Below are 1,324 nucleotides of genomic sequence, written 5' to 3'. Positions count from 1 at the left end.
AGTGCCACCGTGCGTTCCGCTGCGGCCGCCTCATAGACCTCGGACGTCGTGGAGCGCGTTGCCGCCATCGCCACGAGCGCCGGGTCGCTCACCGAGGCGACGACCACCCGGTGGTGGGCCGCGAGGGCAGGCAGCACGGGAAGCAACCCTTCCTCGATGGCCGCGGACTCCAGCGAGGTGATGAGCACGACGAGCGCCCGGTGGGTGCCCAGTCGCACCACCTCGGTGGCCAGGGCTCGCCAGTCGGCCTCGACCAGCCGGGATTCGACCGGGGCGAGGGTGCTGATCGTGTCGTGCAGCAACCGGGCGCGGTCGGTGCCGCTGATCCGGGCGTGGACGACCCGGTCACCGGCCAGCACCTGCACCCGGTCGCGAGCGTGACCGGCCAGCGCCGTGAGCAGCAGCGTGGCATCCATCGCGGCATCCAGGCGGGGTGCGTCACCGATGCGCCCGGCGCTCGTGCGTGAGGTGTCGAGCACGATGATGACCCGCCGGTGCTGCTCGGGTTGCCAGGTGCGCACGACGAGGTGCTGGCGCCGAGCCGTGGCCCGCCAGTCGATCGAGCGCACGTCGTCGCCCTCCACGTACTCGCGCAGGCTGTCGAACTCGGTGCCCTGGCCGCGGGTCCGCACCGCCGCCCGGCCGTCCAGCTGGCGAAGGACCGCCAACCGGCTCGGGAGGTGGCGCCGCGACGGGAAGGCATGCAGGGCTCGGAACGAGCCGGGCACGGGGAACGAGCGCTGCCGGGCCGCCAGCCCGAGCGGGCCGCGCAGCCGAACCGTCACCCGGTCGGCGTTGCGATCACCGCGCCGGGTCGGGGCGAACATGGTGGTCAACCGAACCCGTTCGTGAGGCGGCACGGCAAGGTCGTGCACGGCATCCACCGCCCCTGCCGACGGTGGCCACGCGTCCCGCAGCTGACCACGAACCCCGCGCCCGGAGGTGTTCGTGATCCACAACGTGCTCGTCGTCCGCTCGCCGAGGCGAACCTGGGTCGGCGCGCTGCGCACGATGTCGAGCACCCCCGGGCGGCTCGCCAGCAGCACGTCGAGCGCGATGAGCAGGGCGACGGCGAGCAGCCACCAGCGCACCGTCGCGCCGCTCGGCCAGACGGCGACCGGTGCCAGCCCCAGCAGGACCAGCACGACCGAGCGCCAGGTGATCGCCATCAGCGGGGGACGGGCACCGACCCGAGGGCACTGTCGAGCACCGCACCGACGCCGACGCCCTCGAGCTCGGCCTCGGGACGCAGCGACAGGCGGTGGGCCAGGGTCGCGTGCGCGAGGGCCTTGACGTCGTCAGGGGTGACGAACGTGCGCCCGGC

The 1,324-nt window shown here is 73.9% G+C and carries 1 protein-coding gene and 1 pseudogene; both read right to left on the bottom strand.

Annotation, left to right across the window (positions count from 1 at the left end; translation table 11 throughout):
• A partial coding sequence (locus tag PLL68_RS15325) for a DUF58 domain-containing protein (protein ID WP_324535578.1) occupies nt 1–1,169 on the bottom strand: 1,169 nt, incomplete at its 3' end.
• A pseudogene (locus tag PLL68_RS15320) lies at nt 1,169–1,324 on the bottom strand (AAA family ATPase); the annotation flags it as partial. The pseudogene PLL68_RS15320 and the gene PLL68_RS15325, both read right to left, overlap by 1 nt.

The sequence above is a fragment of the Ornithinibacter sp. genome, assembly GCF_035443565.1.
In the GTDB taxonomy this organism is placed as follows: Bacteria; Actinomycetota; Actinomycetes; order Actinomycetales; family Dermatophilaceae; genus Fodinibacter.
Note: the sequence above shows the minus strand (reverse complement) of the source record. Positions and strands in the feature narration are given on the sequence as shown.